Here is a 25,076-nt window from a genome sequence, read left to right on the forward strand (position 1 = left end):
TCAGACATGTCCGGCGGCAACAAGAAACCCTGACCACGATCAACCGGCCGATACCCATTCGCCACACCCAATAATCGAACACCTACCGGGTTATACGCACCAGCCACGCCGATTCTGCAACAGCCTCTATTCGGCAGTACGACTCCGATGATCGGCAGTTGCCGCGGGGAGCCGAGCGCTGGGGAGTTCCACCGGTCGTTTTCGGGTGGTCCTGCTCCCCAGCCCCAGCACGGGTGAACGTCCGGCGAGGGTTGGGGAGTTCCACCGGTCGTTTTCGGGTGGCTATGCTCCCCAGCTCCACGCCGGGTGCGCCCACCGAACGCCCCAGCCCAGGATCGATGCGCCGCTGCCCACTGCGAGACCCGCCCGTACGCCGCATGCGCGGTAACCGCGCGGTCCCCATTTTTGATGGGCTGACCACGGCGTGGCGGGTGTACCCCACCGCATGCGGCTAGCTCACCCACAACGCGGTGGGCTGACCCAAGGCCGGCTAGCTAAGGCGGCTCGGGTGGTGTCAACCGAGCCCGTCGCGGTTAGCCAATGGCCGTGGTTAACGTCCGAAGGGGCGGAGACGGGCCCTCCGGTTTTTCGGACGTTGGTCGTGGGCGGTGGTTAATGTCCGACGGGGCGGAGACGGGCCCTCCGATCTTTCGGACGTTGTGACGGCGGGCACCCGTGGTAGCCAGCCCTAACTAGCCGGCCTTGGGGCTGACCCATCAAATGGGAGGCAGAAGTTCGCCACCGCGGCGGGTTGGCCAACCGGCGTCCTGATGTGCCGGCCTCAGCCGTAGTCCGGAAGATCAGGCGATCCGCTGTGCCGGTTCGGCCGGGCTTGGATGCGATGCCTGCCGTGCCGGTTCGGCCGCAGGTGGATGCGACCCCCGTCGTACCAGCTCGGCCGCAGGTGGATGCGAGCACCGTCGGCAACGGTCGGCGGGGACCCCGCCGTACGGGGGAAATGGGTGGTGAGTAAGGGAGGGCTGGTTGATGATGGGGGCATGTTTGCTGAGGCTGCTGCTGCCTTCTGATCTGCGGGTGTCCGTGTGATCACGCCTGTCGGGTGCGACGGGTGTTCTGGTGTGCAGTTGTCCAGCGTTGGAGCTTGTTGTGCTCATGCCTGAGCTTGAGATTGCGTGTGACGAGTCCGGGTTCTCCGGATCCAATCTGCTCGATCCGGTGGCGCCGGTCATTACGCATGCGTCTGTTGACCTGACGGTGGCCGAGGCGGCTGAGCTTCTGAACGGGATCCGGGTGCGGACCGCCAAGGAGTACAAGTCGAACCGGCTCCTCCGCCCCGAGCAGCGGCCGGTCCTGAAGCGGTTCCTGGCTGCGCTCGGTGGGCGGGCACACGTGCATGTCATCGACAAGACGTCGTACGTCGCCACGAGGGTGCTCGAGCTGTTCCTGGGGGAGCCGTCGTACGGCGACGGGACTCAGCTCGGCCGGGCCCAATTGCTGGATGTCAGCGTCCTGCGGTCGCGGACCGAGTTCCTGGACTCGTTCCTGGTGCTGACTCGGACCAAGCGGCTACGCCTGCTCGATCATGCGGCGATCGACAGGTTCTTCGGGTTGCTGCCGGAGGAACTCCACGGGCTCTCACGGCGGAGGGTCGAGGAGACGTTGGTGCGGTTGATCGAGGACGATCCGGCGATTCCGCCGCCGCTGGAACCGCTGGTACCGGCGCTGGCCGAGACTGCGTTGTTCTGGAGTGCCGGGGAGCGATCGGTTGGGGTGGTGCACGACGAGCAGAGTGCGCTGACCCCGCATCGCGTCGCCCGATTGGCCGACTACCTCGCGGCGGCCGTCGTACCGGCTCCGCCGCCGTTGACCGGGGTGAGGCAGGTTGATTCGCGGCTGGATCCGCGGGTGCAGGTGGCGGATCTGCTGGCCGGGGTGGCGCGGCGCGCGGCTGAGGTCCCGGGGCTGGCGAAAGTTCTTGACGCAGAATGTCGAGGGCTGATCGGCGGCGCCGACGTCGCGGGTACACAACCTAGGAGGATGCCGTGAAGTACGTGATCCTGATCCACTCCAACCCGCAGCCGTGGGGTCACCCGACCATCGATTTCACCGAGGTCGGCCGGGCGATCCCGGCCGACGAGCGGGCCGCTATGGGCAAGGAGTTCGACGAGATGCTGACCGAGCTCTCGGAGTCCGGCGAACTCGTCTCCGGGCAGGCGCTCGGCCCGGCCGACGGCGCGAAGCTGTATCGAGGCAGCCGGGTCGCCACCGACGGGCCGTACGCGGAGGCGAAGGAGCACCTGGCCGGGTTCTTCCTGATCGACGTGGACTCCCAGGAGCGCGCCGAGGCCATCGCCGGGCGGTTCGCTGGCCCGGGGGACACCATCGAGCTCCGCGCAACAATGTGATTTATTCCCTTCCGGCGCCGACGCGGACGTGACGTACGCCGTACCGCAAACCTCCTGGCTCCCCTAATCTAGGGAAACTTACCGAGAGTCAGGAGGCGACGCAGTGACGACTGTCGTCCTGATGGGCCCGCCCGGTGCCGGCAAGGGCACCCACGCCGGGATGCTGGCCGGCGAGGTTGCCGTCCCGGCGATCTCTACCGGCGACATTTTCCGGGCACATGTTGCCGCCGGCAGCGAGCTCGGCCGAACCGCGCAGCAGTACGTCGACTCTGGGGCCTACGTCCCGGACGAGGTGACGAATGCGATGGTTCGCGAACGGCTCGCCGAGGAGGACGCCCGCTCCGGCTTCCTGCTGGACGGATATCCGCGGACTCTCGACCAGGCCGCCGTACTGGACGACTTGCTCGCTACCCAGGGTCGCGACCTGACCGCGGTCATCGTGCTGCAGGTCGACCGCGAGTCCCTCGTACGACGGTTGCTCCGGCGAGCCGAGATCCAGGGCCGCTCCGACGATTCCGAGGACGTCATCCGGCGCCGCCTCGAGGTCTACGCCGAGCAGACGCTCCCGCTCATCACCCTGTACGGCGGTCGCGGGCTCGTGCACGAGATCGACGGCAACGGTGATGTCGAGGCGGTCCGCGAACGCATCCTGCAGGTCACCTACACCTTCACCCCCGCCACCTGACGGAACATCCCGTCCGGCCGTGCGGTTGTGATCGGTATGCATGGTGAGTACAAGGTGCCGGGTGGGAAGTTGGTTGTCGCGGATCTAGAGGTGGTCGGCGACCACGTCCGGAGTGCGCAAGTGAGTGGCGACTTCTTCCTCGAGCCGGATGATGCGCTTGAGCGGATCAACGGGGCTTTGGCCGGGTTGCCAGTGGTGACGCCGGCCGCGCAGGTGGCGGCTCGGGTGCGTGGAGTGCTCGGGGATGGCGTTGAGATGGTGGGCTTCTCGCCGGAGGCGGTGGCGGTTGCCGTACGGCGGGCGTTGACGGGCGCGACTGGTTGGCACGATCACGCGTGGCAGTTCGTGCATGACGTGCCGCGCGAGCCTGCGTTGCAGATGGCGCTGGATGAGGTGCTGACCGAGCAGGTGGGCTCGGGGGAGCGGCCGCCGACCTTGCGGGTGTGGGAGTGGGACCGCAATGCGGTGATCATCGGAAGCTTCCAGTCCGTGCGCAACGAGGTCGACCTCGAGGGCGCGGCGAAGAACGACGTGACGGTGGTACGGCGGATCTCCGGCGGCGGCGCGATGTTCGTGGAACCGGGGAACACGATCACCTACTCGCTCTACGTCCCTGAATCCCTGGTGTCCGGGCTCTCGTTCGTCGAGTCGTACGCGTTCCTCGACGACTGGGTGATCGGTGCGCTGAACGACCTCGGCATCGCGGCGACGTACCAGCCGATCAACGACATCACGTCACCCGCAGGCAAGATCGCGGGGGCTGCGCAGAAGCGGTTCGCGGGTGGCGCCGTACTGCATCACGTCACGATGGCCTACGACATGGACGCGACGAAGATGCTGCAGGTACTGCGGATCGGTCGCGAGAAGCTGTCGGACAAGGGCACGACCAGCGCCAACAAGCGAGTCGACCCGTTGCGCAGTCAGACCGGCCTAGCACGGACCGAGGTGATCGACCGAATGCTTGCTTCGTTCAACAGTCGCTATGGCCTGCAGCAAGGCACGATCGACGCGGGCACCGTTGCCCGCGCCGAGGCCTTGGTAGGAACGAAGTTCGGCACCGAGGAGTGGCTCAACCGCGTGCCCTAGCTCCTGCTGAGGTTGTAGAAAGTTGCGTTCCCGATCGGGTAACTCTTGACCACCCGGAACTCGCGCAGCGCGGCCGCGACGTCGTCGGTCAGCAGACGCTCGCCCTGGCCGATCAGGATCGGTGAGACGCCGAGGTCGAGCTCATCGATGAGACCGGCCAGCAGGTACTGGCGAACGGTCGACGCGCCGCCGCCGATGATGATGTCCTGGTCGCCGGCCGCCGCCTTCGCCCGATCGAGTACGACGTCGATCGGCTCGCTGGTGAAGTGGAACGTCGTACCGCCCTCCATCGTCACCGACGGACGATCGTGGTGCGTGAGGACGAACGTGTCGTGATGGTACGGCGGGTTGTCGCCCCACCAGCCCGTCCAGGACTCGTCCGCCCACGGACCGCGGTGCGGACTGAACATGTTCCGGCCCATGATCGTCGCTCCGGCCCGGTCGTGGAACCGTCGCAGCTGGTCGGCTCCGGGGCCACCACGGCCGCTGTCCCGCTCCTCCATCGCGGATTCGTACCAGGCGTGCAGTCCTTCGCTGTTGTCGCCGAACGGCTCGTCCATCCGCTGGTCCAGCCCGGACGAGAATCCGTCGATGCTGACCGTGAAGTTGGCTACTCGTACCTTGCCCATGACCTGCTCCTTCCGAGGGTTTCTTGCTTACACCCCTCGGTCGGAGCAGTCACGAGCGCTTTGACATCAACTGGAAAAGTTTCTTCCCGGACCGCGGAAGGGACCGCGGAAGTGACGCCGGCGGTGCATGCCGCTGAAGATCACGACCCAGAACACGCCCCACAACAGCCAGGGCGCGGTCAGCGTGACCGCGGTGACGACCAGGCCGACCATCAGGAACGGCAGCACGAGGAAGAGCGGCGACGGCATCGCGAACTGTTGTGGGTGGCGCGCACGAGCCACCTGCAACTCACCCGACACCGGCAGATCTTCGAAGAGCGGCTCCAGCTCATCGGCGTACCGGGCTCGGGTCGCAGTCTCGCTGCGCTCCTCGAACTCGTCCTGCGTCAGCCGGCCGGCCACGAAGTGCTCACCGAGCAACTCCACCGCGCGGTCCCGCTCCGAGTCCCCGATCCGGACCGCGCGGCGCGCCGCCCGGCTACCGCGGTCGTCCCGGTCCTGCCGAGCCGACCGCACTGATCGCAGCGGCCGGTTCCGCGCGGCTGCGTCGTACCACTCAGGGCCTTGCCATTGTGGTGTGCTCATGTTCGATCGTTGTTGTCGTCGGCGAGGATGCCGTAGAGCTTCCGGCGCAGCTCAGCCACCGCATCCTTGGCCTGTGCCTGCTGCTCCGGCGTGCCGGTCGAGACGATCTGCCACATCGCCGCGGCCACCTGACCGAGCATCGGCTTCAGCCCGTTGTCGTCGGACTCCGTGGGCGCGCTCATCGCCTCCCACGGCGCCGCGACCTCGTCGGCGTGCTCGGCGACGTACGCCCGGCCCTCGTCGGTCAGGGTGAACGTCCGCCGCCCGGTCTCGGCGTCGGCCGCCACCAGGCCCTCGTCCTCGAGCTGCTGCAGCGTCGGGTAGATCGAGCCGGGGCTCGGCTTCCACGCGCCGCCGCTGCGCTCGGCGATCTCCTGGATGATCTGATAGCCGTTCATCGGCTGCTCAGCCAGTACGGCGAGGATCGCGGCCCGCACGTCGCCCCGCCGGGCCTTGGGTCCGCGCGGACCCGCTCCCCACGGCGGCGGCCCGAACTGTGGTCCGCCGAACATCGCCCACGGTCCACCGCCGAACCCCTGATGTCCGCGATGTCCGCGATGCCCGCCCATCGCGGTGTGCAGGTCGCGTTTGAGATTCTCGAAGAAGTCGTCACAGTTGCGCTCCGCGCGGGCCCAGGGCCAGCCGGCCGCGTACGCCGATCCCGTCATTCCGATCCACCATCCTTCAGCTCCGATACTTCGACGATATATCGCGAACGATCGGTACCCAACCCCTCTGAGGGATGAAAAACACCCACCGAACCCTTAGGGGTCGGTGGGCGTTCAGTTGGGGCAGGTGCGGTCAGGTGCTCAGCTTCAGGTTGGCCGCCGTCGCGATCAGGATGACGTTGCCGCCCTCGACGGCGACCTCCTTGAGGGTGGCGTCGTACGGGAGCTTCGGCAGCGAGATCCCACGGGCCAGCCGGGACTTCAGCAGGTCGCGGGCGACCGCCGGCACGTCGCTGGAGATCTCGTCGACGGCCAGCGCGACCCGGCCGTTCTTCGCGGTCGGGGTGACGGCGACGTCGACGGCGAACTCACCCACCGACAGTTTGGCCCGCAGTTTGCCGTCGACAGCCTCCAGCTTGAGTCCGCTGAGCCCGGTGCCGCGGGCGGCGAGCTTCGCGACCTCGGCCGGCGAGAGCGCCAGCCGGATGTCGGTGTTGTCGACGGTGACCGACGCGCCGCTGCCGCCGGTGATCACGGCCCGCGGGACGTGGACGCCGGTCATCTTCACCTCGAGGTTCTCGCCCGGCACCTCGGAGAAGGTCGGTTTCGTCATCGTCATCGTGACCGACTTGAACTCCTCCTTCGCCACCTGCGGCAGGAATCCGAACCCGCCGATCTGGACGGAGGTGTCCTGAGCGGTCAGGTCGTAGCGCGCCGCCTGCTGCTCGGCCATCGAGGCCAGCCGGTTCTCGGCGGCCCAGGCGGCGGCCCGGTCGGCCGCAACCGCGAGCACCGCAAGCACGATCAGCGTGACCACCAGCCGCCGCACCCAGCGACGTGGTTTCCTCGAACTCATCCCAGCCCTTCCGGCTTCGGTATCCCCGTCGAACCCGCACAGCTTAGGGTGTGCCTCCAACTACTGACGCCCGGTAGAGCGATTCAGTTCGATCATCTCCCGTACGGCGTCCGCCACGGGGACCGGTTCGATGCCGAAGGCAACCATTGCCGGAGTGCTGTCGACGGTGAACGGACGGCGCCATTGGTACTGCGTCTCGATCGATGCGCGGGCGGTCGAGTTGAAGAGTCCGCCCAGCCGCAGTACGAACGACGGCATCGACGAGATCCGGGCCGGCGCCGTACCGGCGAGTTCCGCGGTCAGGGTCGCGAGTGCGCGCACCGACAGTGGTTCCGGGCTGGGTACGTGCCAGGCGCGACCCCACTTGGTGTCGTCGTCGGCGACGGCAATCAGCGTCCGCGCGACATCGCCGACGTACGTCCAGCTGTGCGGTGCGTCGAGGTCGGCGGGGATCGAAGCCGCCTTACCTGCAAGGAGTTTGGGCAACACAAGCACGCTGTACGGCGACATCGCGCCTGCGCCGAGATAGTCCGAACCGCGGACTTCGGCGGTCCGGATTCGTCCGGCCTCGTGTGCTTTGAGTGCGTCGGTCCACACCTGCGTGCGGACCTGACCTTTGACCGAGTTCGGTTTTAGCGGCAGGTCCTCGCGGATCGGGCCGTCGACTTCGCCGTACCCATAGAGGTTCCCGGTTGTCACCAGCAGGGCCTTGCTGAGCTCGGCCGCTCGCACCAGCCCGGCACCTAGCGGCGGCCAGTCAGTGGCCCACTGCGGGTACGGCGGTCCTGCGCACGAATAGATCGTCGCGGCGCCCTCGGCGATCCGCGCCAATTCGTCGCCGTTCGTTGCATCGGCCGCCACGCCCTCGATGCCGTCCGGAGCGCCGCCACGCCTACTGATGAGCTTCACGTGATCTCCGCGCTGCACCAGCAACCGCGCGACCGCCGTACCAACAGGACCCTGCCCCACAACCACCTGTAACGCCATGGCCCCAACCTACTGTGCGCTGTTGTGGAGCGGCTGATCACTGTGCGTCAATTGACCTTCGTCTGATGTGAGGACCGCCATGGACAGCTTGATTCTGCAGACCGTCATCGGACTCGTCTTCGCGTTCGCGGCCTTCTCCGTACTGGTCTCCGTGCTGACCGAGGCGGTCGCGCGCTACATCGGGTTGCGCGGTGAGTACCTACTGCGTGGCATCCGGTCGCTGGTCGACGGGAAGAGTGATTTCGCGCTGCGGTTGCCGGATCTGGTTCGCCGTACGTCGCAAGCGCCCGAGCTCAAACCGGGTGAGCCGGTGCAGCCGATGGTGACGCGGATCGTCGAGCAGCCGATGGTCTCGCGGTCGGCCGACAAAGGTGCGGCGCCGGCGAACGCGGGGAACGCGAAGCTGAGTGTCAAGGACCGGCGGAGTCTCCCGTCGTACGTCTCGGGTCGTTCGTTCGCGCGCGCCTTGGTCGGGGTGCTCGTCCCGGACTCCACCGGCACTACGACGATCACCGAGGTGCGGGCGAAGGTCGATGCACTCGACGCCTCGAACCCGTTGAAACAACCGCTGCTCGGTCTGCTCGCCGAGGCGGGCGAGGATGTGGCGAAGTTCCGCGCCGGCATCGAGGAGTGGTACGACGATCACATGGCGCGCGTCTCCGGCTGGTACAAGCGGCACGTGCGGTGGATCTCGCTGGCGCTCGCGTCGATCGTTGTCGTCGTTTTCAACGTCAACGTCGTCGAGCTGACCCGCTCGCTCTACACCGACGAGGCGCTGCGCGGCGCTGTCGTCGCCCAAGCCACTGTCAGCTCCAACTGCGCAGGCACGCCAGCGGAGTGTCTGGACGACCTGCGTCAGCAGATCCGTGACGCCCGTGCGTCCGGTCTACCGATCGGGTGGGGTGTCACTGCGACCTGTTCACTGCCGGACGCCTCGTGCAACTGGTTCGAGCGCCACGGGATGGGGAGCGCGGGAGCCGTCCTGCTCACACTGCTGGGCTGGCTCCTGATGGCTCTTGCCACGCTGCCGGGCGCCCGCTTCTGGTTCGACGCGCTGTCGCGCTTGGGCACGCTGCGCTCCAGCGGCCCGAAACCCCGTAGCGGTGGTTGACCTACGGCAGTGCGCGGCGCAGTCGGAGCTCGTCGCGAATCGCGGGCGGGACAGGCAGTCCGTAGCGCTCCAGGGCCTCCTCGTAGGCGACCAGCGCTGTCATGAGCCGGTCCCCGTTGCTGCGCAGGCCGCCACCCGGCGGCCGTGCGCCACGGCCTAGCCGCTCAGCCACGCGCGCCGACACGACAGCGGCGTACAGGTGGGAAAGGTCGTGGTCCGCGTTCGACCGACGGCAGGCATCGCCCAGATCAGCGCCGCGGAGGTCACTCACTGCTCGCTGCCTCGATCCCAGAGAGGACGAACTGCGCGGGTACGTCGTTGTCGTCCGCACTGGCCTGGACCATCGCCTGCTCGGCGACATCCTCCGGCGTGCCGGGCGGGATGGTCAGCAGATCGAGCCGCCAGCCGTAGGAGTCGCGCATGGCGATCAGCAGGTTCAGCGGCTGGGTCGTGAAGTACCCCATGGTGACGACGCGCCCGTTCACCGTTAGCCGCGCCGGGTGCGCACTCCACGACGGCCGGTGCAGCAGCAACCGCGTGACGATGCCGTCGCCGAGCTCGTCCAGCGCCATGATCAGCCCCGGCAGCTCTGTCACCGGATCGTCCGACCGCGGCCACCAGGCGCCGTTCAGCGGGAGGTCACGGTTCGCAGCCTCGCGCAGCCGCACCCGCGGCGTGGTCGGCTCCTGCTCGAAACCCGCCACTCGCGATACCGACTGAAACCCGCTCACGACGCGGACCTGGACTCGAACCGAACCTTCATGGCGCATCCCTCGGGGTGGCCGGAACAACCGGCACCGCAAGGTGGATGTCGTCGACTCCGGATACCCCCACCTTACGCCCTACGTCACACCCGCACTCCCCGCCCGCGTGCCTACACGAGTTTGTGTACGGCGGGTATGGCGGCCCCCGGCAGGTTGGGAACGACCGAAGTCCGTCGAGACCTGGGGAGATGACTGACGATGCCGGCCGCTACCTGGTAGTCCTAGTGGCCCGAGTCCGAAGTTCCTTGACGTAGGCGGCGCCCAGGCACGCACCTCGCGGCACCGGAGAAACAGCCACGATAAAGAGCATCGAGGCTGCTTCTCCGCCACCACGATGCACGCACCTGAACACCGCCTACTGCCAAGCAACTTCGAACTCGGGCCACTAGCATTCTGGTTACTTACGGGAGTGGTTGTTTCTGGCAACCACTCCCGGCGCTGCTGTCATCTGTGCTACACCTGCTCGCACAGACCGACCGGTGGCGACGGCTGGGGGCCAGATGCGACTGCGAGTGCTCGGACCGCTGGAGGTCCGGGACCTGGACGACCGGCCGCAGGCGCTGGGGCGCGTCAAGGAGCGAGTGCTGCTCGGGATGCTGGCGCTGCGAGTCAACACGCTGGTGTCGAAGGACGCGATCCTGGCCGGGCTGTGGGAGGGCGATCCACCGCGATCCGCGCCGGCCAACCTGACGTCGTACGTGTCGAACCTGCGGCGACTCATGCAGGCCGGACTGGTCCTCGAAACGCGTCCCGGTGGGTATCTGCTGACCGCTGATGCCGATGCGATCGACCTGCTGTCGTTCGAGCGGCTGGTCGAGCAGGGGCGGCGGGCGCAGGCCGAAGGGCAGCATGCGCTCGCGGTGGAGCGGCTGACGCAGGCCGCCGGGTACTGGCGAGGGCCGGTGATGGACGGGCTGCCGGTGCCGGACGCCGTACGGCCGGATATCGCCCGGCTGGAGGATCTGCGACTGACTGCAGTGGAGGAATGCATCGATGGCCGGCTCGAGCTCGGGCAGCACGGCACGCTCGCTGACGAGCTTGCTGTGCTGACCTCGCGGCACGAGTTCCGCGAGCGGCTCTGGGGGCAGCGGATCCTCGCGCTGTACCGGTCCGGCCGGCAGTCCGAGGCGTTGGCGGCGTACCAGGAGGTGCACCGGCTGCTGGACGAGCACCTGGGGATCGAACCGGGTGCTGCGCTGCGTGCACTACATCAGCAGGTACTGCGCTCTGATCCGAAGCTCGAGTACGCCGTCACTGCGCCGGTGGCCGTCAGTTCGTGGACACCGCCGCGACAACTGCCGCCGACCGTCTGGGCGTTCACTGGTCGTGCCGACGAGCTGGCGTGGCTCGAGTCGCAGGGTGCTGCGGAGACGATGACCGTGATGGCGCTGGTCGGCACCGCCGGGATGGGCAAGACCGCACTGGCCGTGCACTGGGCGCATCGGGTGGCGGACCGGTTCCCCGACGGGCAGCTGTACGTCGATCTGCACGGGCATGGCACGCAGGATCCGGCGACTCCGATCGAGGTACTGACGTCGTTCCTCCGCGCGCTCGGCGTACCGAGTGAACGGATTCCTACCGACGTACCGGCGGCGACGGCGAGCTACCGCTCGAAGCTCGCTGGGCGTCGGGTGCTGGTGATCCTGGACAACGCGGGTTCTGCTGAGCAGGTCCGTCCGTTGCTGCCGGGGGAGCCTGGTTGTCTCACCATCGTCACCAGCCGCCGCCGGCTGACCGGACTGGTTGCGCTGGATGGCGCCCGCGCGCATGTGATCGGTGGGCTCACATCCGACGACACCCAGCAGTTGCTGATTCGGCTTCTCGGCGCAGATCGCGCTGAAGCTGAACCAGCCGCGGTCGCGCAGCTCGGTGCGGTGTGTGCACACCTTCCGCTGGCACTGCGACTGGCGGCCGCTCGGGTCGCCGGGATGGACGGCTCGATCGCGGACTGTGTCGCTGACTTGGCCAGTGTGCAGACCCTCGACATGCTCGCCGTCGACGACGAGCCGAGTGCGGTCCGGGCTGTCTTCGACTCGTCTTACGAGCCGCTGAATCCGTTGGCACAAAGGCTGTTCCGGCTGCTCGGACTAGTCCCCGGCAACGGCTTCACCCGTCGTACGGCGGCCGCGCTGCTCGACCTGCACCCCGAACGGGCTGACGCGGTGCTCGACGTACTGGTGTCCGCGAGCATGATCGAGCGCCGGGCCGCGGGGCAGTTCGCCATGCACGACCTGCTCTGTCGGTACGCCGTGGAGAAGGTCGCTGCTGAGTCCGTTGCGGATCGTGCGGCTGCGCTGGGGCGGTTGTTCGGCAGCTACCTGCAGGACACCGAGGCGGCCGTTGTCACGATGGGGTCGGGGATGGCGCGGATCACCCAGCCGCTCGCGGAGGTCCTGCCTGGACTGGAGTTCGACGGGAGCAGTGAGGCGCTCGCCTGGCTGGATGCGCAGCGGCAGAGTCTGGTCGCTGCCGCGCTGTACGCCGCCGAGCACGGTCCTGCCGGTGTTGCCTGGCGGCTGTGCGACCAGCTGCGCGGCTACTTCTGGGCCCGCCGCTGCCATCCGGAGTGGCTGACGGTCGCCGAGGCGGCGGTTGCCGCAGCCGGCGATGACCTGGAGGCTGCTGCGGCTGCCCGGCACTGCCTTGGTGATCACTACTGGAGTCTCGGCGACTACGAGCTGGCGATCCGGCAGTACGAGCAGGTGGTTGCCGCTTGTGCGAAGGCCGGTCTCGCGCGGCGTCAGGTCGGCGTACTGATCAATCTGGGTGCTGTCCATCGCGAGCTCGGTCATCTCACCCAGGCCTACGACCGCCTCCGGGCCGCCCTGGATGTTGCCCAGTGCAACGAGTTTGCCGAGACCACCATCCGCGCCAACCTGGGTGCGCTGCACGTGGAGATGGGAAGGATGGAGGACGCCGTACAAGAGCACACGCGGGTTCTCGGGTCGCAGGCCTCACCGCCCGAGCAAGCCTTCAGCCTCAACTCCCTGGCCACTGCGCATCGCCACCTGGGCAATCTCGACGAGGCTCAGTCCTGCGCGGCTGCCGGTCTTGCCCTGCATCGCGAAACCGGCAACCGCGCCGGCGAAGCGAGCGCCCTGGAGACCCTGGCCGCGATCCACCTGGACCGCAACGACGTCGCCGAGGCCTTCACCTTCGCCGAGGACGCTCTGGCCATCGCCCAAGCCATTGCCAACCCCCGCGCCGAAACCGCCACCCTCACCATGCTCGCCGCCGTCCACCTCCACCAAGGCGACCACACCCAGGCCGAGCACTACTTCACCCTCGGCCTCCAGTCCGCGCGCACCAACCGCATCACCTACACCGAACTCGAAGCCCTCCTCGGCCTGGCAGCCACCCACCAGGCCACCGCCCGTCCGACCACAGCCCAAGCCCTGGCCACCGAAGCCCTCCAGGCCGCCCGCACCTCCGGATTCCACCGTCATCAAGCCACAGCCGAAGGCCTCCTTTCCGGACTAGGCCGGTGACCCGTTCGCTTCCTAGAGTCGTCCGAAACGACAAGGAGGCTTCATGCAGAAGAGAAAACTGGCGATCGCTCTGGCCGGCGTAGCCGCAACAGCCGCACTGATCACCGCCCCCGTACAAGCAGTCGCCGCCTCCGCGCCCGCCGCGGTGAGTGGTGACTACTACTTCACCGGCGAGTACTACACCTACCTGAACGACTGCAAGGCAGTCGGCGCTGAGCGAGTCAGGCTCGGCTGGATCGCAGCCTACGCCTGTCTCAACGGCTCACCCGCCCCCTGGGACGACTACGAACTCTGGGTCCGCAACTAACGAAATCACCAGAGCTCCGGACCTCGCCCTGAGGTCCGGAGCCCTGTTCTGCAGCCGATCAGTCCGGGCGGCCTTTGAGGCGGCGGTGGAGGGCGCGTTCGGTTTCGCGGGTGGCTTCGCGTTCGGCGAGGGCGTGGCGTTTGTCCCAGGTCTTCTTGCCGCGGGCGAGGGCGATCTCGACCTTCGCGCGACCGTCCTTGAAGTACAGCTTCACCGGGACGATGGTCAGGCCGCTCTCGTTCACCTTGCGCTCGATCTTGTCGATCTGGGCGCGGTGCAGCAGCAGCTTCCGCTTGCGGCGCGAACCACCCTCGAACCAGCGCGCCTGCGAATACTGCGGAATGTGTACGCCGTGCAGCCAGATCTCGCTGTCTTCGACCTGCGCGAAGCCGCCGACGAGCGATGCCCGGCCGGCCCGGAGACCCTTCACCTCCATACCCTGTAACACGATCCCCGCCTCCCAGGACTCACCCAGCTCGTACTCGTGGGCCGCCTTCCGGTTGCGCGCGATCACGGGATCGGTCTCGGGCTTCTTCACCCGACGATTGTCCCCTGATCCGGGCTTTGGAGCCTCTTGTTACGCTGGGTGATTCCCTCCTAGCCAACAATGACTGAAGGGTTCTCCCTCATGGGCATCTTCGACTCCCTCAAGGACAAGGCCACCGAGCTCCTCGGCGGCGCGGCCGACAAGGTCACCGAGGCCACCGGTATCGACCTGTCCGGCGCCACCGACAAAATCGCCGAAACCACCGGCGTGGACGTCAGCGGCGTCGCCGACCAGGCCACCCAGGCCACCGAGGGTCTGGCCGACCAGGCCCAGGGCCACGCAGAAGCAGCCCAGGACCAGGCCAACGCCTTCGGCGACCAGGTCACCGGCGCCACCGGCATCGACCTTCCCACCGAAGGCCTGACCGACCAGGCCACGGACAAGTTCGGCGAAGCCACCGGCCGCTGACCGTCCACCTCGATCTGCTCCCGCCCCCACGCGGGAGCAGATCAGGAGCCGAGTGAATGCTGAACATCCGCGGGATCTCCTACCTGGTCGGCGAGGACGCCGATGAGGTACGACGCGACCTCGAGATCATCGCCCGGGAACTGCACTGCACCACGGTGATGCTGATCGACAGCGACGGCGAGCAGTTGATCGATGCTGCCCGCATCGCGCTCGAGGTCGGTCTCGGCGTCTACATCCGGCCCAATGTTCCCGAAATGCCGCAGGCACAGCTGCTCGAGCACCTGAACGCCGTGGCCGAGGTTGCCGAGGAACTGCGCCGAGCACACCCGGATCGGGTGACCCTCCTCGTCGGCAGCGAGTTCTCCCACACCACTCCAGGTATCGTCCCCGGACCGCGTTCGTTCCTGCGCCTCAAGCTCATTCTGCGTTTCCGAGGTCTACTGCGGCACCGGATCGATCGACGGCTCCACAAACTCCTCGCCGCAGCCGCGACCACTGCACGGGCGCGCTTCCACGGCCCCGTCACCTACGGTGCGGCGAGCTGGGAGCAGGTCGACTGGTCGCCGTTCGACCTGGTCGGCGTCAGCCTCTACCGCGGCCGCCGCAACCACACGACGTACCTGGACCGCGTCCGTACCCTGGTGCGCGACAACGACAAGCCCGTCGTGATCACCGAGTTCGGCTGCGGCGCCTTCACCGGCGCCGACCTCCGCGGCGCCGGCTCCTTCCAGATCGTCAACTGGTTCGCCGATCCACCCCGCATCCGAGCCGACCACCCGCGCGACGAGACCGTCCAGGCCCGCTACCTCGCCGAACTCATCGACCTGTACGACGCGGAAGGCGTGCACGGCTGTTTCGTCTTCACCTACGCCATGCCCGATTTCCCGCACCGCGATGCTCCAGAGTTCGACCTCGACAAAGCCGGCTTCGGTGTCATCGCAGTAACCGAAGACGGCACCCACCGCCCCAAGCAGGCATTCAGCGAGGTCGCCCGGCGGTACGGCGACATGGCCCTGAGGCGGGTCAGCCCTTAGGGCCGTCGGACTAGAGGGTTCCGGCCAAGGCCAGGTTTCCCGTGCGGCCGGTCAGGCCGGTGCCCGGGATGCTCCTGACTGGGGTCCAGGAGCCGTCGGCACGGCGGATGTTGTGTCTGAGGATCTGCTGGGAGTCTGCCCAGTCGATGATCGCGACCTGCAGCTCGCCGCCGACGTTGGCTGCGCTGACGGAATAAGGCGAGTAGTTGGCGAAAGCGGTCACCTTCCTGAACCGCTGCCAGGATCCGTCCGCTCGGCGGATGGCGTGGTAGGCGTCCATGGAACTGCTCAGCGCTACGACGTGGAGCTGCGAGCCGATTCCTGCCAAGGCCACCTCGAGAACGCCGTTCTCGATCTGACCGGCTGCGCTCTCGATATTGCCCCAGTTGCTCCAGGTTCCGTCCGAGGCTCGAATGGCGTGGAAGAGATTGCCATCAGTGACGACCGCGGTGTCGATCGTCGTACCGACCCGGGCGGTGGCGACCTGGCTGATGAGGGTCCCGAAGGTTCGGAGAGTCACCCAACTGGGCTGCCAGTTCCCGTCTGCGTCGCGGACGGTGTGGTAAAGGATTTTGCCACGCTCGGAACACCCGAAGACGTGCAGCGCCTTTCCGAGGGAAGCTACCGCGACGCCGGGCGCGCCGGTGGGGCCCGATTGCAAGGGGATGGGCCTGAACGCCGTCCAGGAACCGTCGGAACCGCGCCTGGCGCAGTGGCTCACAGTATTGCCGTCGACGGATGCGACCACGTGGAGGTCCTTGGATATCCCGGCGCAGGAGAGGCTGAACAGCGCGGCGTCAGGAGTGCTGGCCTCCTCCCAGCTCGGCTGCCAGGTGCCATCTCCAGCCCTCGTTTGGTGCTTGAGGCCGGGGTTGCCCGGCACGCCCGCAAGAAGATGCGCGTTCCAGTCGGCAGGCGCGGCCGACGCCCCGCGTGAGGCGAGTACGCCGACGCCCGTGCCGACCAGAGTGGCGGCGGGGACGGCGACAAGCGCCCGGTTGAACTGCCGGCGGTTGAGCGAGGTCATGTAGTTCCTTGGTACTCGAGCGAGGGTGCGGACCAATGCAGTCTGCTGACTGGCCCCGCCACACCACTGCCCGTACTCCGCCCGTACCACTCCAGCCGAATCCACCTGGCTTGTGGGGTTGGGTTGGGAGTGAGTTCGACACGGATCGGTTGGCCGGTGGCCGGGCAGCTGGATTCGACCAGGCCGGGTTTGCCGAGGATGACCGGGAACTCGAAGGTGTCGCTGGCGCAGAACGCGTAGACGCTGCGGCCGTCGAAGGTAAACCGGTGCGGGGTCGGGCAGCCTGAATTGAGCCTGCATGAGTATTACTAGGCGCTCGATCTCAACGCTGGTGGTCACAGTGTTTCTCCTGTCGGGAAAGATCGTGCCCGGACAGCGATGGCAGTGACGGCTGGGTGGCTCATGTGAGGAGGTGCCCGAAGAGGCGGGCCCCGAGCTTCTCGGCTTCGGGCGGATTGAGGATCTGCCCGGGGACGTCGGGGTGGCCGGTGGTCCAGGCTTCGGCCGCGGCGGGGTCGATGAAGAAGTTCAGGTAGTCGCAGCAGCAGTCGGCCGAGGGGCCGCCGCCGGCGGTGGCGCCGATGAACACCACCGCGCCCTCGGGTTTCCACCTGCTGTTCCCGGCAGTCGTGGTGACGGTGATCGGCTGGCCGGTCGTGACGTCGACCGATTCGATTCTTGTGTCGCGGCCGACCATGGCACCGATGCCGAGGGCATCGATCGCGCACATCGCGTAGACGTCGATCTGATCGTCGATCCGGACCCGGTGCCTGGTGGGCGTCGCCGAGAACGGGTATGCGAGCGCGATCTGCCCGTCCAGGGCCAGCCGGATCGCGTCGGCGTCATGCAACGCCTGCAGTACCTCACGCGTCGTGCGGCCGCTGCCGGCCGTGGCCGGATCGAGGTCTCCAGCCGCAGGAGGCTGCCCGCTGGCAGCGAAGGCGTGCAGGATGGCTTGGTGAACTGTCGTCTCGACAGGATCCAGAGGTTGGGCGCGGGTCCGCCACGCACTCAGGACCTCACCGGGCTCCTTCGGCCGGCCGGCTGCGGCGAGTGCGTCACGCAACTGCTCGGCCGAGGGCGCGGGAACGATCCGGCCGGTCTCGTCGCGGTAGAGGCGGCACGAGACCCCGCATTCGCAGGTACCAGGCGCGGTGAACGGGTCGATGCCGTCGACCAGCAAGGTCGGCGAGCCGGCCATCCCGAAATGGGCGGCGTCGGCGTCGTTGTCGATGAGGCGGGTGTCTACGGGCAGGTCGGTGACCTCGGCGAGCCGTTCGAGCATGGGTGCGAGATTCGGGCAGTCGGGGACGTGCAGGACCTCGAGGTTCATCAGGTCGCCTCCGGGCGGTGGTCGAGGGCATCGAGCAGCGCGCATCTGCGGTCGGCGCGGGGCAGGTCACAGGTCACGACCAGCTCGGCGAGCGAGTCATGCATGCGTTGTAGGTCGCGGATCCGGTCCGCGAGGTCGGCGCGGCGATGTTCGGCCAGTGACCGGGCAGCGTCGCAGCTGTCGGGTCCGCCGGTGTCCAGATGCAGCAGTTCATCGACCTCGTCGAGGGTGAAGCCGAGCTCCTGGGCGCGTTTGATGAGCCGCAGCAGCTCCACCGCCGCGGACGGGTAGTCGCGGTAGCCGCCCGATGTGCGGGGCGGCTCGGTGAGCAACCCGCGGCGCTCGTAGTAGCGCAGCGTCTCCGTGTTCACTCCGGCCTGGCCGGCCAGCTCGCTGGTTCGCATACCTCCATGCTGAACCCTGGACCCAGCTACAGAGTCAAGCCCTGCGCAGCCGGTCTCCAACGGCCTTCGGTGTGTGCCTGTGTCCTGTGTCCATGGGACTCGATGAGGGCTGAGGCTAGCTTTCTTCGTCGCCGAAGAGCGCGATGATCTTCGCCTGCGATGAAGGTGGAATGACAGTGGAGTAGACGATCTGGCCGTAGGCGGGTGTTACGCCCATCGCCCCGCCCGGTTCGACCTGCCAATCCTCGGCGGACACATCCGGTACCGAATCCAGGACCACTGCGAGGATATTGGGATCGATGAAGCCCTCGGCGACAATCGCGAGGTAGGCCTCTTGGTCCGCTGCTCGCACGCAGGCTTTCAGCAGATGTCCAGTGAGCTCTGCGGTCACGATGTTGCCGCTCGTCAATGACATGTAGATCAACCGGCGGGTCAGGCGCCGGATACCATCCGACACCTGGAAGGCGATTTCGCCGCGCAGTCGTTTGTAGTCGATCTCCTGCGGCAGCAGGTGCTGAGTACTCACCTTCTTGGCATCAGCGCCGCCGCCTGTCTCGGCCGCGATCTTCTTGTGGGCGCGGCTAGCCTCGGCCTCGATCGCTTTGTAGAAGTCAGACTTGCTGTCTGCCTTCCTCTCGCCGGCCGCGCAGATCCACCACCACGCGTTCTCTTGCTGCAGAAGCTTTGGATCCTCGGTGTCTTCCGGCTTGAGCTTCGTCGCCGCCCCACGGTGCACCGCGATCTTCACCTTGAACCAAGCTCGATCGTTCAAGGCAAGTATCGGCTCGGCGCCGCCAGCCTCAGCTTCGGCCGGTAGCCGTTGAGCCTTCTCGATGAGTGGGTGACTGATGGGAAGCAGTGGCTGGTTCACCACTGGAAATGCCATGCCGATCTCGGACAGGCATTTCTTCGTCGGGCGCACACCGCCGCTCTCGCTGACTGTCATCGCAGTGGTGCCTTCATAGCTGAGTCTCGCTGCATGTGGTCTCCCCCCAGAGCATGATTCAGCTAGTTTGGCTCATCGACTCCGCCGATGTCGGCAAGCTCGCCGGGCGTCAAGTTCGCGAGCAGGCGAACAGAGCTTGCGGTAGTGCCGTCAAGCTGTCCGAGTGCGTCGAGCACACCGCGGTGGATCTGCTCGCGATGGTTCTCGATGTACTCGCGAACTGCTACGTCGACGACATCCTTCTTGGATGTGCCGAGGAAGTGCGCTGTCTGAGTGATCAGCTGGTCTGTGCGTGGATCGACCTTGATCGGTGCGTTAGCCATCTCAGCATCCCCTGTCTTGACCCTAGCTAAGGTGGTCAAGTACCAAAGTACCCTAGTCGGCTAGAGGTTTTCTATAGCAGAGTTGTCGCCTGTGCTCTGGCCGCCTGGGACGGCCTGGCGGCAGGCTCACGCCCAGTTGGAGTTGCACACCAACACAGTCCGGGTGGTGCCCGCGCGCACCGAGAGGTATGCCGTCTTCGGGGCGATCCGGCCGTTCGAGAGTCGCTTCACGATGTAGATGCCGCCTCGGCCCTGGAAGTAGTAGGTGCCGATCTTGTCACGGGCGCCGGACCGGACGCCGGGGCCCTCGATGGTCACCGACACATCTCCCACGCGCCCACAGTTGAAAACCAGCTTGAGGTAGGCCTTGTTCTGCACGGCCGCCGCCGCGGGAGCAGTGTTCCCGACGGTGGGGACGAGCGCCCCCATGACGAGCGCGGCAGCAAGCAGGGTGGAACGAACGACGCGGAACATCCTGACTTTCCTCTCAGAGGGGGGCTACTGCACAGCACCGTAGAACCCAGCCGGCACACGTCGCTGCCCGTACTCCGCCCGTACTCCCACTCGTCGGGAAACCGTGATGTGTTTCGAGCGTATGCCGAGCCCGTCGTTCCAGCGGCAGATGGGACGCGGTAACGCTCGTGCCGCGGACGCGCTCTAGCCGGTCATAAATCCATTACCGGTAACCGGCCCAGAACGGCCAAGGCCCTGATCTGCTTGTGTGCAGGTCAGGGCCCTTTTCGGTGCCCCCAGCAGGATTCGAACCTGCGACGCACGGTTTAGGAAACCGACGCTCTATCCCCTGAGCTATGGGGGCGCACTGCGGGGGACAGCTTAGCGGAGAGTGCTTTGGCGGTGTGGGCGGCGATGGTGATTGGGTCTGTGGGTGGTCGGTTCAGGAGCGAGGTTAGGTCGGGGCTGGAGGTGTTGAGGAAGCCGTGGCGGGTGGTGGTGGCGATCGAGGTCAGCATTGCGGGCTGGAACGGCAGCAGGGTCGCGTCGGAGAGCAGTCGGGAGCGGTACTCGGCCAGGCCGAGTGTTCGGTGGGTGACTCCTAGCCGGGTGGCGACGTCGTCGGCGCTGATTGGGTCGCCGACCAGGTCGTAGGTGGTGTTGGCATGTACGTCGGGGGCCTGGGCGATGGTGGCTGTCACCTCGGCCAGGTCCGTTCGCGCGACTGCGGAGAGGCGGCCGGAGCCGAAGGCCGATTCCAGGCCGTCGGGGCTCCAGGCGATCAGGGCGCCGAACAGTTCGGCGTACAGGCCGTTGCGGAGGATGGTCCAGGGGAGGCCGCTGGTCTTGATCAGCTGCTCGGTGGCTCGGTGGGCGAGCGCGAACGCGAGATGATCCCCGGCGCCGGTGAGGCTGGTGTAGATCACGTGACTCACGCCGTCCCGGATCGCGGCTTCGAGTACAGCCTGATGCCGCGCAATGACCAGGTCGTCCTCGGCGTACCCGGCCGAGACGAGGACCAGGGTCGTGATGCCGGCCAGGTCGAGGGTGGCGGGATCGTCGAAGTCGAGGAGGCGCTGTCCGTCTGCCGGGGTGCGAGTGCCTCCGACGGCTGGAGTTCCTCGCTCAGCCAGCTGTGCCAGCGTGAGTGATGCGAGCTGTCCGCTTGCTCCGGTCACCATGATCATAGAAAGTTGCCGTCCTCACAGGTTGGTTCTCATCAGTAACTACCCTGGAGATACTCGACGTCCGATCACTCGTCCCACAAGGAGGCAGTTTCGTGTCAGTGAGGCACACCGAGGTAACCGCCGACGCTGCCGAGCTCGATCCCTGCGGGAAGGTTGGTCACCCTGATTGCGGGATCCGCGAGGTTCTGGACCGGGTCGGAGACAAGTGGTCTGTCCTGGTCATCGTCGAACTGGCGAACGGTGTACGGCGGTTCCGGGAGCTGCAACGGGCCATCGACGGGATATCCCAGCGGATGTTGACGCTGACGGTGCGCAGGCTGGAGCGGGACGGACTGGTGGTGCGCACCGTCTATCCGACGGTTCCGGCGCAGGTCGACTACCGGCTGACCGAGACAGGCACGAGCTTGACCCATCTCGTCAAGGCACTGGCCGATTGGTCTCTCGACAACCGGGCAACTATCGCCGAGGCCCGCCACAGCTACGACACGGATCACCCCGACAACGACATCCGCTAAGCGGTCAGCCGGTGAGGGCGCGGACTCCCAGGTGGCCGGAGATGGAAGCGTAGCGCTCGGCGTAGAGGGTGGTGCAGCGGGAGGAGGCGCAGCCGGCGCCGGCGAAGGTGATGCCGCGGATGGTGGCGGTGGTGGAGCTGGGGCGGCTGTAGACGGGGCCGCCGGAGTCGCCGCCGATGATGGCGATCTGGCCGCCGCGGGTGGCACGGATGACGTAGGTGGTGCAGCCGTCGACGTCGCAGTACTTGGCTGAGGTGGAGCGGACGGTGAGGCCGCAGAGCGACGTACTGAAGCTGCCGGACTGGCAGACGACGGTGCCTACGCCTGGGTCGGCGCCGCCGGTGACGGTGCGCTTGGAGGCGGAGTCGCCGGGGCCGTCGGTCCAGATCCGCGCGCCGTAGCTGCTGCCGGTGAGGAGCGACTGGTCGTAGTCGGGGTAGTTGGTGCGGACCGAGGTGGTGCCGTAGAAGTGCGAGCCGGACTTCCAGGTGGTGCCGACGCCGCCGCAGTGGCCTGCTGTCACGGAGCCGCGCTTGCCGTCGGAACGGCGGACGACGGAGAAGCCGGCCGAGCAGTTCTTCGCGCTGGACGAGATGCGGGCGCCACCCCAGTGGCCGCCCTTCGGGGTGTCACTCAGTCGGGAGGTCCGCTCGAGACCACCTGCAATCGCCTGTACGCCGGTCAGTCCGCGCAGGCCCGCGATGGACTCGGCGGAGGTGCTGGCTTCGTCGTACTCGACCTGGATGTTCTCGGTGACCGGGTCGAGGTCGGCACCGAAGGTGGTGCGCTTCGCGTCGTCGGACCAGGCGCGGGCGCCGACCGTAGTCCACGCGTCGGCGATGGACTTGGCCGAACGGCAACTGGGCTCGAAGCCGACCATCTGTTTGCCGGCGGCCGGCATGTTCTTGGCGAGGGCGGCGCGGTATTTCTTCTCGTTCAGGACTTTGGTGTCGACGACGACCTTGTAGCCGGTCGTCGCCGTACCGATCACGCCGATCACACCCTGGCCCAGCCCGTACGGCAGGCCGGACTTCGGGCGGCCGGTCGCGTCGAGGGGCTCCAGTGAGCGGACGGCGATGCCGATGCCTTCGCCCATGGTCTCGCCGAGTGGGCGCGGATCCTTGGTCGACGTCGGTTGCGACAGCCGCTTCGCCGCGGCGGCGCTCACACTCGGGCCGCCGTGGGAACAGGCTGCTGCGGTGGTCGCGGCAGCAGCCTGTGGCCGCCCCGCCGCAGTGGGGGCGAGACCGACTGCGAGGAGTGAGACTGAGCCAAGGGCCAGCAAAGGGACGGTGGCTGAGAGTCGCACAGGGCTCCTTCATCGGTGGACGACCTCGGTCAATCGTCCGCGCAGAGACTCCGCTCAGTCAATAGGTGATCACCGTCCGCAAGCAAATTTGACTACCGTGCGCGAGCGTATCTCGCAAGCTCGTGTCCGTCCGCGGCGGCGAACGTGAGCGTGTCCTCGGTGACCGCGATCCGCTTGGCGGACTGCAGCACACCGGTGTGCGGAACGTTCTCGCAGCCGATCATGTGCTGCGGGCCGCTCGTCGCGGCGAATTCACCGCGCTGACCGATGGTGAACGTGCCCTGCAACCCGTTGCACCCGTCCGAACCGGACCAGGTGCCGTCCGCCTTGAAAACCAGGACAGGGTCGTCCGGCCGGGCCGACTTCAGTGCCTTCGTGCCGGTGATCTGGGTTGCGCGCCACGTGCCGGCGACGGATTTGGCCGAGAGCGGCTGGACCGCAGTCGTCGTCGGGGCTGTGCTCTGGGGGGCTCCGCCGGCGGCAACCGGTGGCTGCTCCGGGGTGTTGCCGCCGGTGAGAGCAAAGCCGGTGACGGCGACCGCGGCCACTGCGACCGCTGCCGCACCCGAGATCATCCAGCTACGGCGGCGGGCTTCACGGACGCCGGTCGCGGCGCGGTCGGACAGACCGGTCGCCTGCGGCACGGAGGCCGCGGCGCGGTCCAGTGTCCCGCGCAGCTCATCCTCGAGATCGGTGTTACTCACGACAACCTCTCATCAACACGGTTGGTCTGTCTGGTCTTCCGGAGCGTCGCCAGCCCGCGGCTGGCCGTCGCCCGGACGGAGGACGGTTTGATGCCGAGCAACTCGGCGATCGTGCGGTCGTCCAGGTCCTGGTAGTAGCGCAGCACCAGAACGACCCTCTCCCGGGCCGACAACTCCTGCAGGGCATGCCAGAGGTCGTCGGAATCCACGATGCCGGTGGCGGGATCGGGCACCGTGCTGTGCGGGTCGACGTCGGCCGTCGGCGCCTCGGTGAACGAGCGCCGGCGCGTCATCGACAGATACTCGTTGACCAGGATCCGCCGTACATAGTGATGCGGGTCGTCGGCCTTGCGCACCTTGCGCCAGGACCGGAACGCCTGCATCAGCGCGATCTGGGCCAGGTCCTCGGCTCGCTGGTAGTCGCCGGAGACGGTGAAACCGAGCCGCACCAGTTCCTGTCCGCGCGCGGACACGTACTCCTCGAACTCCACTCGCCACTCCCCGGCTGGGCGTACAACACCTCACATCTATTAGATGCATCGAGATGCTCAGAGTGCTGCACAGGTGCTGCATTGGTTGCCGCACAGTCTGATCTCACCGTGCCGGCTTGAGGCTGCCTTCAGTTGCTGAGTGTCACCGGGCGGTCCAGACCGGGGTGAACCGGTCTGGACCGCGGGTGTGACCCGGTCCGGACGGCTTCGGGGGGCGCGTCCGGCGCAGGGTCAGCGCAGGCCGAGCGACTTGATCAGCTCGGGGGTCGCCTGGCGCGGCGCCGGCAGTGCGCCGGGCTTGCCCTGGCCTTCCAGCGAGGTCGCGACCAGGCGGCGGCAGCCGAAGGATTCCACGGTGACGGAGAGCACGCCGCGGTCGTTGTCGGTGAACCGCAGGACCCAGGTCGGTCCGAGCTCCTTGGTGCAGAAACCCGGCTTCTTCGCGACCGGCGGCGCCGCGTTGACCAGCCCGAACAGCTGGGTCGCCTGCGCTGCGGTGCGCTTGGTGGTCACGTTGGCGTAGGTCTGGCCGGCCGCGGCCTCGTCGTACTGGCAGATCGTCACGGAGACCGGCTGGAACAGGGACTTGGCCGTCCCGGTCCCCCAGGCCACCTTGTCGGTGGCGGTCTTGACCGCCGCGATGGTGTCGGGGCAGTCCATGCTCGGGGTACCGCTGGGAGTGCTGGGCGTGCTTGGGGTCGGCGTGCTGCTGGTCGGTGTACCGGTGGGCTGGGCGGCGGGCGGGGGCGAGGCGTTCTCGGAACCGCAGGCGGCGGTCAGCCCGAGAACAGCCACGACAAACGTCGCACCGATCAGGCCCCGTGTCCGTAGTGCGCTCACGACTGGGTCCTTCCGGTTGGCAA

The 25,076-nt window shown here is 67.3% G+C and carries 29 protein-coding genes, 1 tRNA gene and 1 pseudogene; 10 read left to right on the top strand and 21 right to left on the bottom strand.

Features of this window, described 5'->3' with window-relative positions:
- Positions 1-1,113 precede the first annotated feature (1,113 nt).
- The 4 genes from E1261_RS14235 (at position 1,114) to E1261_RS14250 (ending at position 4,137) form a co-directional block, all read left to right on the top strand.
- The gene (locus tag E1261_RS14235; RefSeq protein ID WP_132406712.1) at positions 1,114-2,007 is read left to right on the top strand and encodes a hypothetical protein; all 894 of its coding nucleotides are present in this window, start codon (positions 1,114-1,116) and stop codon (positions 2,005-2,007) included.
- Positions 2,004-2,366 carry a YciI family protein gene (locus E1261_RS14240; protein WP_132406714.1) on the top strand — a complete coding sequence of 121 codons (363 nt, stop codon included), beginning with the start codon at positions 2,004-2,006 and terminating at the stop codon, positions 2,364-2,366. The genes E1261_RS14235 and E1261_RS14240 overlap by 4 nt, the downstream gene beginning before the upstream one ends.
- A 103-nt stretch (positions 2,367-2,469) precedes the next feature.
- Entirely contained in the window at positions 2,470-3,051 is a 582-nt protein-coding gene (locus E1261_RS14245) for an adenylate kinase (RefSeq protein ID WP_272948578.1), read from the top strand.
- A gap of 36 nt (positions 3,052-3,087) precedes the next feature.
- Positions 3,088-4,137, top strand: a complete 1,050-nt coding sequence (locus E1261_RS14250; RefSeq protein WP_132406786.1) for a lipoate-protein ligase LplAB — start codon at positions 3,088-3,090, stop codon at positions 4,135-4,137.
- Here the strand turns inward: E1261_RS14250 and E1261_RS14255 are convergent.
- From E1261_RS14255 to E1261_RS14275, 5 genes are all read right to left on the bottom strand, one after another.
- Entirely contained in the window at positions 4,134-4,766 is a 633-nt protein-coding gene (locus tag E1261_RS14255) for a dihydrofolate reductase family protein (protein WP_132406716.1), read from the bottom strand. The two genes, E1261_RS14250 and E1261_RS14255, sit on opposite strands and share 4 nt — an antisense overlap.
- A gap of 66 nt (positions 4,767-4,832) precedes the next feature.
- Positions 4,833-5,351, bottom strand: coding sequence for a DUF1707 SHOCT-like domain-containing protein (locus tag E1261_RS14260; RefSeq protein ID WP_132406718.1), 519 nt, complete (start codon positions 5,349-5,351; stop codon positions 4,833-4,835).
- On the bottom strand, positions 5,348-6,019 hold the full coding sequence (locus E1261_RS14265) for a PadR family transcriptional regulator (RefSeq protein ID WP_132406720.1): 672 nt from the start codon (positions 6,017-6,019) through the stop codon (positions 5,348-5,350). Before E1261_RS14265 ends, E1261_RS14260 begins: the two co-directional genes overlap by 4 nt.
- Before the next feature lie 133 nt (positions 6,020-6,152).
- On the bottom strand, positions 6,153-6,875 hold the full coding sequence (locus E1261_RS14270; protein WP_132406722.1) for an LmeA family phospholipid-binding protein: 723 nt from the start codon (positions 6,873-6,875) through the stop codon (positions 6,153-6,155).
- A 60-nt stretch (positions 6,876-6,935) separates the two neighbouring features.
- Entirely contained in the window at positions 6,936-7,862 is a 927-nt protein-coding gene (locus tag E1261_RS14275; protein WP_132406724.1) for an NAD-dependent epimerase/dehydratase family protein, read from the bottom strand.
- Between the two features lie 79 nt (positions 7,863-7,941).
- Between E1261_RS14275 and E1261_RS14280 the strand changes: the two genes are divergently transcribed.
- Complete coding sequence (locus E1261_RS14280) at positions 7,942-8,973, top strand: hypothetical protein (RefSeq protein WP_132406726.1); 1,032 nt, start codon at positions 7,942-7,944, stop codon at positions 8,971-8,973.
- 1 nt (position 8,974) lies between these two features.
- Here the strand turns inward: E1261_RS14280 and E1261_RS14285 are convergent, their stop codons facing one another.
- Positions 8,975-9,244 carry a hypothetical protein gene (locus E1261_RS14285; protein ID WP_132406728.1) on the bottom strand — a complete coding sequence of 90 codons (270 nt, stop codon included), beginning with the start codon at positions 9,242-9,244 and terminating at the stop codon, positions 8,975-8,977.
- Positions 9,237-9,704, bottom strand: coding sequence for a DUF5994 family protein (locus E1261_RS14290; protein WP_132406730.1), 468 nt, complete (start codon positions 9,702-9,704; stop codon positions 9,237-9,239). Before E1261_RS14290 ends, E1261_RS14285 begins: the two co-directional genes overlap by 8 nt.
- Before the next feature lie 533 nt (positions 9,705-10,237).
- Between E1261_RS14290 and E1261_RS14295 the strand changes: the two genes are divergently transcribed.
- A complete protein-coding gene (locus E1261_RS14295; protein WP_132406732.1) occupies positions 10,238-13,225 on the top strand; it encodes an AfsR/SARP family transcriptional regulator in 2,988 nt (995 codons plus the stop codon).
- Positions 13,226-13,268: 43 nt separating this feature from the next.
- Positions 13,269-13,532: a hypothetical protein gene (locus E1261_RS14300; RefSeq protein WP_132406734.1), complete on the top strand. Its 264-nt coding sequence runs from the start codon at positions 13,269-13,271 to the stop codon at positions 13,530-13,532.
- 58 nt (positions 13,533-13,590) lie between these two features.
- Here the strand turns inward: E1261_RS14300 and smpB are convergent, their stop codons facing one another.
- Positions 13,591-14,070 (bottom strand): SsrA-binding protein SmpB, encoded by a 480-nt coding sequence (gene smpB / locus E1261_RS14305; protein WP_132406736.1) that lies wholly within the window; start codon positions 14,068-14,070, stop codon positions 13,591-13,593.
- A gap of 90 nt (positions 14,071-14,160) precedes the next feature.
- On the opposite strand from smpB, the gene E1261_RS14310 reads away from it, so the two are divergent.
- The gene (locus E1261_RS14310; RefSeq protein WP_202874686.1) at positions 14,161-14,487 is read left to right on the top strand and encodes a hypothetical protein; all 327 of its coding nucleotides are present in this window, start codon (positions 14,161-14,163) and stop codon (positions 14,485-14,487) included.
- Positions 14,488-14,543: 56 nt separating this feature from the next.
- Entirely contained in the window at positions 14,544-15,521 is a 978-nt protein-coding gene (locus E1261_RS14315; protein ID WP_132406738.1) for a hypothetical protein, read from the top strand.
- A 10-nt stretch (positions 15,522-15,531) separates the two neighbouring features.
- Here E1261_RS14315 and E1261_RS14320 read toward each other — a convergent pair whose 3' ends face one another.
- The 9 genes and pseudogenes from E1261_RS14320 to E1261_RS14360 all read right to left on the bottom strand — a co-directional run bounded on the left by E1261_RS14320 (position 15,532) and on the right by E1261_RS14360 (position 21,194).
- Positions 15,532-16,548, bottom strand: a complete 1,017-nt coding sequence (locus tag E1261_RS14320; RefSeq protein WP_132406740.1) for a PLL family lectin — start codon at positions 16,546-16,548, stop codon at positions 15,532-15,534.
- Positions 16,545-16,817 (bottom strand): annotated as a pseudogene (gene merB, locus E1261_RS14325) (organomercurial lyase); the annotation flags it as partial. The pseudogene merB and the gene E1261_RS14320, both read right to left, overlap by 4 nt.
- Before the next feature lie 131 nt (positions 16,818-16,948).
- Positions 16,949-17,881: an alkylmercury lyase family protein gene (locus E1261_RS14330; protein ID WP_132406742.1), complete on the bottom strand. Its 933-nt coding sequence runs from the start codon at positions 17,879-17,881 to the stop codon at positions 16,949-16,951.
- Complete coding sequence (locus E1261_RS14335; RefSeq protein ID WP_132406744.1) at positions 17,881-18,285, bottom strand: MerR family transcriptional regulator; 405 nt, start codon at positions 18,283-18,285, stop codon at positions 17,881-17,883. The genes E1261_RS14330 and E1261_RS14335 overlap by 1 nt, the downstream gene beginning before the upstream one ends.
- A gap of 115 nt (positions 18,286-18,400) precedes the next feature.
- Positions 18,401-19,231 carry a hypothetical protein gene (locus E1261_RS14340; protein ID WP_132406746.1) on the bottom strand — a complete coding sequence of 277 codons (831 nt, stop codon included), beginning with the start codon at positions 19,229-19,231 and terminating at the stop codon, positions 18,401-18,403.
- 62 nt (positions 19,232-19,293) lie between these two features.
- Positions 19,294-19,554 carry a hypothetical protein gene (locus tag E1261_RS14345; protein ID WP_132406748.1) on the bottom strand — a complete coding sequence of 87 codons (261 nt, stop codon included), beginning with the start codon at positions 19,552-19,554 and terminating at the stop codon, positions 19,294-19,296.
- A gap of 126 nt (positions 19,555-19,680) precedes the next feature.
- Positions 19,681-20,028, bottom strand: coding sequence for a hypothetical protein (locus E1261_RS14350; protein ID WP_132406750.1), 348 nt, complete (start codon positions 20,026-20,028; stop codon positions 19,681-19,683).
- A 270-nt stretch (positions 20,029-20,298) separates the two neighbouring features.
- Positions 20,299-20,371, bottom strand: a tRNA-Arg gene (locus E1261_RS14355).
- The gene (locus E1261_RS14360) at positions 20,334-21,194 is read right to left on the bottom strand and encodes an NAD(P)H-binding protein (RefSeq protein ID WP_132406788.1); all 861 of its coding nucleotides are present in this window, start codon (positions 21,192-21,194) and stop codon (positions 20,334-20,336) included. Before E1261_RS14360 ends, E1261_RS14355 begins: the two co-directional genes overlap by 38 nt.
- A 92-nt stretch (positions 21,195-21,286) precedes the next feature.
- On the opposite strand from E1261_RS14360, the gene E1261_RS14365 reads away from it, so the two are divergent.
- Entirely contained in the window at positions 21,287-21,709 is a 423-nt protein-coding gene (locus E1261_RS14365; protein WP_132406752.1) for a winged helix-turn-helix transcriptional regulator, read from the top strand.
- Positions 21,710-21,713: 4 nt separating this feature from the next.
- Here E1261_RS14365 and E1261_RS14370 read toward each other — a convergent pair whose 3' ends face one another.
- The 4 genes from E1261_RS14370 to E1261_RS14385 all read right to left on the bottom strand — a co-directional run bounded on the left by E1261_RS14370 (position 21,714) and on the right by E1261_RS14385 (position 25,053).
- Positions 21,714-23,018, bottom strand: a complete 1,305-nt coding sequence (locus E1261_RS14370) for a S1 family peptidase (RefSeq protein WP_238176217.1) — start codon at positions 23,016-23,018, stop codon at positions 21,714-21,716.
- Between the two features lie 92 nt (positions 23,019-23,110).
- The gene (locus E1261_RS14375; RefSeq protein WP_132406754.1) at positions 23,111-23,722 is read right to left on the bottom strand and encodes an META domain-containing protein; all 612 of its coding nucleotides are present in this window, start codon (positions 23,720-23,722) and stop codon (positions 23,111-23,113) included.
- On the bottom strand, positions 23,719-24,213 hold the full coding sequence (locus E1261_RS14380; protein WP_132406756.1) for a SigE family RNA polymerase sigma factor: 495 nt from the start codon (positions 24,211-24,213) through the stop codon (positions 23,719-23,721). Before E1261_RS14380 ends, E1261_RS14375 begins: the two co-directional genes overlap by 4 nt.
- 231 nt (positions 24,214-24,444) lie before the next feature.
- A complete protein-coding gene (locus E1261_RS14385; protein WP_238176218.1) occupies positions 24,445-25,053 on the bottom strand; it encodes a hypothetical protein in 609 nt (202 codons plus the stop codon).
- Between the last annotated feature and the right edge of the window lie 23 nt (positions 25,054-25,076).

It is taken from the genome of Kribbella albertanoniae, from assembly GCF_004348455.1.
GTDB lineage: Bacteria > Actinomycetota > Actinomycetes > Propionibacteriales > Kribbellaceae > Kribbella > Kribbella albertanoniae.